The 7,034-nt window shown below is 58.1% G+C and carries 6 protein-coding genes and 1 pseudogene; 1 reads left to right on the top strand and 6 read right to left on the bottom strand.

The features are described 5' to 3' along the window. Positions 1-258 (bottom strand): annotated as a pseudogene (locus tag ORS3428_RS05155) (fumarylacetoacetate hydrolase family protein); the annotation flags it as partial. A 238-nt stretch (positions 259-496) separates the two neighbouring features. On the opposite strand from ORS3428_RS05155, the gene ORS3428_RS05150 reads away from it, so the two are divergent. Then, complete coding sequence (locus ORS3428_RS05150; protein WP_071095216.1) at positions 497-1,180, top strand: FadR/GntR family transcriptional regulator; 684 nt, start codon at positions 497-499, stop codon at positions 1,178-1,180. Positions 1,181-1,359: 179 nt separating this feature from the next. Here the strand turns inward: ORS3428_RS05150 and bktB are convergent, their stop codons facing one another. From bktB to ORS3428_RS33205, 5 genes are all read right to left on the bottom strand, one after another. Next, positions 1,360-2,544, bottom strand: a complete 1,185-nt coding sequence (gene bktB / locus ORS3428_RS05145; protein WP_071095214.1) for a beta-ketothiolase BktB — start codon at positions 2,542-2,544, stop codon at positions 1,360-1,362. Positions 2,545-2,743: 199 nt separating this feature from the next. Beyond that, complete coding sequence (locus tag ORS3428_RS05140) at positions 2,744-4,201, bottom strand: NAD-dependent succinate-semialdehyde dehydrogenase (protein ID WP_071095212.1); 1,458 nt, start codon at positions 4,199-4,201, stop codon at positions 2,744-2,746. Between the two features lie 270 nt (positions 4,202-4,471). Further along, complete coding sequence (locus ORS3428_RS05135; protein WP_082037192.1) at positions 4,472-4,978, bottom strand: nuclear transport factor 2 family protein; 507 nt, start codon at positions 4,976-4,978, stop codon at positions 4,472-4,474. A gap of 360 nt (positions 4,979-5,338) precedes the next feature. Continuing rightward, complete coding sequence (locus ORS3428_RS05130; RefSeq protein ID WP_040986137.1) at positions 5,339-6,316, bottom strand: peptidyl-alpha-hydroxyglycine alpha-amidating lyase family protein; 978 nt, start codon at positions 6,314-6,316, stop codon at positions 5,339-5,341. Positions 6,317-6,595: 279 nt separating this feature from the next. Then, positions 6,596-6,754: a hypothetical protein gene (locus tag ORS3428_RS33205; protein ID WP_157895925.1), complete on the bottom strand. Its 159-nt coding sequence runs from the start codon at positions 6,752-6,754 to the stop codon at positions 6,596-6,598. Between the last annotated feature and the right edge of the window lie 280 nt (positions 6,755-7,034).

Raw genomic sequence — 7,034 nt, 5'->3', positions numbered from 1 at the left:
GAACTCCGCAGCGTGCTCCCGGTGATTCTTGCCGACACAAAAGATGTTGCGCCGTGGGCGCACGATCGGCGCTTCGATTAAAACTTCACTGAACGGCACCGGTGAGAGGACGYGCGGCATTACTGGGCGATCAATGACGGCCAGCAAGCCGTTGGCGGCCTCCACCAGCGGGAGATCGAAAGGCGAGATTGTGCGCGTGGCTTCATCAACCACAGCGACGCAGCGCTCGTCGCCGACGCGATAAGTTGCAACTTTCACTGGCTTCCTCCCAGTCGCCAACTTGAACCATCAGACGTCATTGGAGTTCAAAAATCAAGCATAATTTGCATATTCTAAGAATTTTTTCTATTGTCAATTCATGGGGAATTGTTGAATTTTCATATTCGAGCCCGCTGAACGAAGGCGCTTTCGCCCCTCTGGGCCGCCCATTGGCAAGTTCGTCGGCGGCGAAATGAAGGCGCGGTTGGTTCAGTAGCGGACACATTGGTTCGACACGATGCCTAAATACATCGCGAGAGAGATCGCGCGATCGCTGCGCAACCGCATTGACGCTGGGGAGTGGAGCGAATCGGGACGGCTCCCCAACGAAAGGGAGCTTGCGACGCAATATCGCGTCGCGCGCAACACAATGCGCAGCGCGATCGACAGACTTGCCGGTGACGGCACCCTGGTGCGCCATGTTGGGCGCGGAACGTTTCTACGTCAGGACAATCGCGGCAGTATCCTCAAAATGTTGCACAGATTGTCGGGTGCCAGTCCCATCGACGTGATGGCGGTCCGCCTGATCTTGGAGCCGCGCGCAACGGCGCTTGCGGCGATCAACGCAAACGCCAACGAATTGCGCGCAATAGCCRCTGCCTATGGCTCTTCCGTCGCCGCACTTGAAATGGAGGATTTCGAGCGCTGGGATGCCGAGTTACATCTGAAGATAGTCAGGGGCACGCGCAACGAACTGCTCACCCATCTTCACGAGGTTCTGTGTGTGGTGGCCAGAACCCAAGAGCAATGGCGCAAAATCAAGCAGCGCACTTTCAGCATGGAGCGGCGTCACATCTACTGCCGCCAGCATGGCGAGATCGTCGAAGCTCTCATGYGCCGGGACGGTGAAGCGGCGGCCACGGCTATGCGCGGACATCTTGAAACTGTCCGTCAAAACTTGTTCGCTGGAAACGCGCTGTAAGCCGGTGACGCATTGGCAAGTTGGGCAGCTATATACCTGATCCCATGGGCCCCGGCGCCGATGACGACTGCTCGGATCAGCCGACATCGGCCCTCAAAGGGACCATGACCCTGCCGGAGGCGTGAGAAACTGCTTCATCCATCGTCGTTGATTGCCCTTTGAATCGCCGAGGGAATCGATCACCAGAGGTTCTCGACGATAAGCGCGATCCCTTGACCTCCGCCAATGCACATGGTCACCAGGCCGAAGCGGCCGTTGATCCGTTTCAACTCGTTGAGCGCCTTAACAGTCAATATCGTGCCTGTCGCTCCCAACGGGTGTCCGAGAGCGATCGCGCCGCCATTGGGGTTGACCTTGTCGGCTGGGAGCGAGAGCGCATCCATGACCGCCAGCGCCTGTGCCGCAAACGCTTCGTTGGATTCAATCACATCCAAGTCGGAAATTGTCAGGCCGGCGAGATCGAGAGCCACAGGCACCGCTTTTACCGGCCCGATGCCCATGATTTCAGGCGGAACGCCCGCAACGCTCCAAGACACCASGCGGCCAATCGGCTTGAGGTTACGGGTGGCAACCTCGTTCTCATGCGCGAGGACGACAGCTGCCGCCCCATCATTCATGCCGGAAGCATTTCCGGCGGTAACGGTGCCGTCCTTGCGAAACGCGGGCTGGAGCCCTGCAAGCATCTCCAGCGACGAGTCGGGACGCGGATGCTCGTCAGTGTCAAACACGACCATCCCTTTGCGGGTCTTGATCTCGATCGGAACCGTCTGACCCCTAAAATACCCTTGTGCGATTGCCCGGGCGGCCTTTTCCTGGCTCTCCAGCGCGAAATGGTCCTGCCTCTCCCGGGAAATCTGGTATTTCTCGGCGACGTTCTCCGCCGTGTCGCCCATACCGCCATGCCCGAAGGGGTCGGCAAGTGTATTGCTCAGCCAGTCGTAGACGACACCGTTGCCGATTTTCCGGCCGTAGCGCATGCCCTCGACTGAAAATGGCGCACGACTCATTACCTCTACGCCGCCCGCCAACACAATGCGAGAGTCCCCGCTACGGATCATCTGAGCCGCGGTGATAATTGCCTGCGCACCCGAACCACAGAGCCTGTTCAGCGTCAGACCGCCCGAGCCGTTCGGCAAGCCGGATTCGAGAGCGATCGTCCGACCGAGGAAAAGGTCGGCTGCCTCGGTCGGTATTACAGTGCCGAATACCGAGTGGTCGAGCCCACCGGGCTCGAGCCCAGCACGTGCAACTGCTGYGGCCCCCACCGCGGCGCCCAGTCGAGTGGGCGACATGTCTTTCAGGCTGCCACCAAATGCGCCTATCGCGGTACGCACGCCCGAAAGAAAGAAGACCCCGCCGCCCATCTGTACACCTTCCTGTCGCCAACGACCTCGGCCAGACCAGGGCAGCTCGGCCGACGCGAAACCCCGCCGAGCCGAGCCTAGTTTAGACAGATCCGCCGGCTCTTTTCTTGCTTTCGCCAATACGCTCGCAGCACCGGGCAGCCAGCGTCGAAGCCTCACCGCTGAGAAAACCGGCTGCCGCCGAAAGGTTGAGGCCGGCTCAGATGCCTAAGCCACCAAGACAGACGTATTTGGTGTCGAGATAGTCCTCAATGCCTTGGTGGCCCCCCTCGCGGCCGAGACCGGATTCCTTGACGCCGCCGAATGGAGCCTCGACGGTGGTCATCAACCCTTCATTGACGGCGACCATCCCGTATTTGAGCCCCTCCATGACGCGAACGGCGCGGCCAAGATTGCTGCTGTAGAAGTAAGCTGCCAAGCCGAACTCGGTTTCATTCGCGAGACGGACCRCCTCTTCCTCGGTGTCAAATTTGAAAACTGGAGCGACAGGGCCAAAAATCTCCTCCTTCATGAACATCATGTCGGGGGTGGCGGCCGCTATCACGGTCGGCTGAAAGAAGGTGCCGCCCAACGGATGCCGCTTGCCGCCAGACACCACCTTTGCGCCTTTCGACGTGGCGTCCCTAACGAACTGCTCGACCTTCTTGACCGCATTTTCGTCAATGAGGGGGCCTTGCTGCGTGCCCGCTTCCAGTCCCGGCCCGACCTTCAACTTCTCACTTGCCACCGCCAGCTTTTCGACGAACGCGGCGTAGATGCCGGCCTGCACGAAGAACCGGTTTGCACACACACAGGTCTGGCCGGAGTTGCGATACTTGGCAATCATGGCTCCTTCGACCGCCCGGTCGAGATCGGCATCGTCAAAGACGATGAAGGGAGCATTGCCGCCAAGTTCCATCGACACCTTCTTAACCGTCCCGGCACACTTCGCCATCAGGATCTTTCCGACTTCGGTTGATCCGGTGAATGTGAGCTTCCTGACAAGCGGATTGGAGCAGAGTTCGTCGCCGATCTCGGCGGCCGAACCGGTAACGATGTTGACGACCCCTTTCGGAAAACCAGCTTCCTCGCAGAGCGCGCCCCAAGCGAGGCCCGAATAAGGCGTTTGCGAAGCCGGCTTGATCACTGCAGTACAGCCAGCAGCCAGCGCTGGCGCAATTTTGCGCGAAAGCATTGCCGACGGGAAATTCCACGGCGTAACGGCCGCGACAACGCCGACCGGCTCCTTGGTCACCAGTATGCGGCGGTCGACCCATGGCGACGGTACGACATCGCCGTAAGTGCGGCGCGCCTCTTCGGCGAACCATAGCACGTACGCAGCCGAAAGGCCGACCTCGCCCTTGGCCTCGGCCAGCGACTTGCCCTGCTCCATCGTCAGCAGTTCGGCAAGCGCGTCCTGATTATCCATGATGGAATCATGCAGCTTGCGCAGGAGCTTGGAGCGCTCAAATGCCGAAGTCTTCTTCCAGCCATGGAATGCAGCCTCGGCGGCCTCGATGGCGCGTCTGGTTTCTGACTGGCCAGACTTCGGCACTGTGCCGATCAACAGCGTGGTGGCCGGATTGGTCACGTTGATGGTCGCGCCGGAATCGGCTTGCACCCACTCTCCTCCAATCAGGTTAGCCTGGCGCATGTAGTGGCTGGTTTTCTGCAGCATGATTCAACCTCCGTGCGGCGCGCCAAGAGGCGGCCTGAAACTCGTAGTGGCAGCGGCGCCAGTTCGTGAACTTTGCGCATTCCACAAATTCGCACTATCTGATTATTCAGTCAATTCTTGTTATCAGATAAATTTGCCCGTAAGATGATCCGCGTTTGACCTAGAAACCGAGGCGGTAAGTACGTCGCCGGCAGCATCGAGGACGGCCTGACCTATGCCTGGCAGGCTTGCGGCGCCCAGCATCGGCACACGCGACGCGGACCGCGACGTTCAGATTCCCGTATCGAGTCCCGCGTAGATATCGGCGATCCGCCAGACCCCTTCTTCGTTAGCCATCTGGAAGCGGTAGAAGCCAGTTGCTATCACTCGGGCAAGGCCATTTTCGGCGCCAGTGAGAAATAGCGAGGCGAGGACGACAGCACTCAATCCGCTGAGATCGTCGACCAAAATGTTCATCATGCAGTGGCGACGCTGGTCGGCCTGAGTCTCCCAAAGGGTTTTGAGCCATTGCAAGATGCGCGTGCGACCTTCATAAGGGCCCACGACGAAATTGCCGGCGACCGACCCACTAAAGACCGCAGTGGCTGTAAGGCACGCGGCGATCACATCCTCACGGCGTTCATCGTAACCCCAGCAGTAGCGATGTATCGTCTCTAGGATGAAGTGACGATCAGAGAGCGATCCAATGCCAGGGCAAGCTACCGGAGCTTGCAGGCGGACTATACTGTTTATAGTACCCCAAGCCGGAACGGGATTGAGCGGGAAAATAATGGTCAAACGGCTTTCCCTTCTTCATCTTTGAAGGGTAACACCGCAAAGGCAGCGCTGACCATTGCGGCGCCATATAGATCCGCCGCGACACGTGCAAAGTTCATGGGTCCCCCAAACGTTAGCAATGAGATTTGATGGCCGGATTTGCCGGTTTCTTTTTTACTTGGCCTCGGAGCAGAGCCTCTCCTCTAGCAATAGATCACATCAGCGACGTGGTTGCGCGGGATGGCGAGCCAAGGCGAAATACCAGGCTATCGCATACCGAAGCGCGCTAGACCCAAATAACGCAAGGACGCGGAGAGTTGGCCAATGGAAGAAGTGTTGGTCACGCATCGATGTGCGCGGGCGTTGCTGGCGCTAGATGGTTTATGAGGTCGTTCCCGGAGAAACTTTCACGAATTTCTGTAGCGTGCGCAGCGGTTTAGGTACCGGCTCCCCTGGGAAAAGCAACGGCCAAGCGGTCACCGAAACCTCGGCGACATAGATGTCACCAATTGAGTCCACCGTTAGGCCATGCGGAGCGATAAACTGACCAGGCTTCAGCCCTGTGGTCGGTTCATTGCCAAGCCGCGCCAGAAGCTTGCCGCTGTTATCAACGATGGTGATGCGGGGACCAAGATTGGGAGCGCCTCGATTAAAGGCGAGTTGCGGACCAATCTCACCGATATAGCAGATCGGGCATTTGCCGGCCGGCATAAAGAGGCCGCTCGGCCGATGCAAGTTGTGCCACTGCGTTTCGAACTTGCCGTTGCCATCGAATACTTGCACCCGATGATTTTCCCGATCCGCTACATAGACCCAGCCGTCTGCGTCGCAACAGATATTGTGCGGCAAGTTGAATTGTCCCGGCATGCAGCCGGGTTCGCCCCAGGACCGCATAAGCTTGCCGTCTGGAGAGTATTTGTGCACGCGCGCATTGGAGTAGCCGTCGGAGACATAAATGTCGTTGTCGGGCGAGAGGGCTGTATGAGTGCAACGGCTGAACGGAAGCCCGCTCATGAAGGCCGATGGACGCCCTGGAATACCGATTTCCAGCAGAACCTTGCCGTCGAGCGTGCACTTGCGAACGGTGTGATCCCCGTCATCAGTGCAATAGATGGTGTCGTCCGGGCCCATATGTATGCCATGTGCACGCCGGAAGATGTCCTCACCCCAGGAAGTGATGAATTCGCCGTTGCGGTCGAACACGCACATCGGATGTTCGCCTCGATTGAATACATACACGCGATCGCGTTGGTCCACTCCGACAGCCGCCACGTCGCCCAATTCCCATCCCGGCGGCAGTTTCTCCCACCCCTCCACGACCCGATATGTATAATCGCCACTGCCAACGATGACGCCCATGTGGCGGTCCTCCACGTTCATTCTGCCGCAGATCGTAGTGAACCCATTCCAGGCAGGAAAAGGGAACACAGTCATAAACAGGCGAAGCCATTTCTCCCTCGCGCATAGCCTTGAGATCGAATTCTCAACAAATGGAACAAGGTGGGTGCTGAAGCGAACTATTGCGGTGTCGCCCGGCCGGCTCTCGATCCGTGAGCCCCACCTCGAGGCCTGGCAAAGGTAAGTTCAGCCGCCTGTTCTCATGGCCGCGACCTTTAGCAGGTAGCGGAATGCGTTAGGTTAAAGTATTAACAAGTAAGCTAGCGTCACCAGTACACATATGGCGGCAATGACAAGCTGCGCCAGGATGAAGTCATCGCGCTCGCGCTCGGCAAAGAAATATACGCCGCCATACATATCGCAGTGGACGTTCGGGCTCTTCTCTTTTTGTTCTGACATCGTTCCTCCCAGAACTGATCGACCCAGAGATTGCCTGCACGATTGGCTAACGCTTAGGCTTCCCCTATTCTCCTGCTTCGCGTTTCAGTCGAAATTCCCACTATGAGATTTATATGTCAATCCCCTTAATAAGAGAATTTATTGTATTTTCTCATATTTTGGTGCTGGTGCCGGAACTGTAGAAGGCCTGCGGCAAGCGCAAGCACTCGGGTGCCGCCGACGGTGAGGGCCAATCAACGCTTGCCGTCATTCCGGTTTGATACTCGTCTCAGCTGAGCGA

Origin of the sequence: Mesorhizobium sp. ORS 3428 (assembly GCF_001854785.1) — a bacterium.
Lineage (GTDB): Bacteria > Pseudomonadota > Alphaproteobacteria > Rhizobiales > Rhizobiaceae > Mesorhizobium.
The sequence above is the reverse complement of the archived record's forward strand: the minus strand, read 5'-3'. Positions and strand labels throughout refer to the sequence as shown.

Coding starts and splice junctions, on each gene's coding strand:
- ORS3428_RS05130 (WP_040986137.1), bottom strand. CDS start 6,316: ATGGGCGTCATCGTTGGCAGTGGCGATTATACATATCGGGTCGTGGAG.
- ORS3428_RS33205 (WP_157895925.1), bottom strand. CDS start 6,754: ATGTCAGAACAAAAAGAGAAGAGCCCGAACGTCCACTGCGATATGTAT.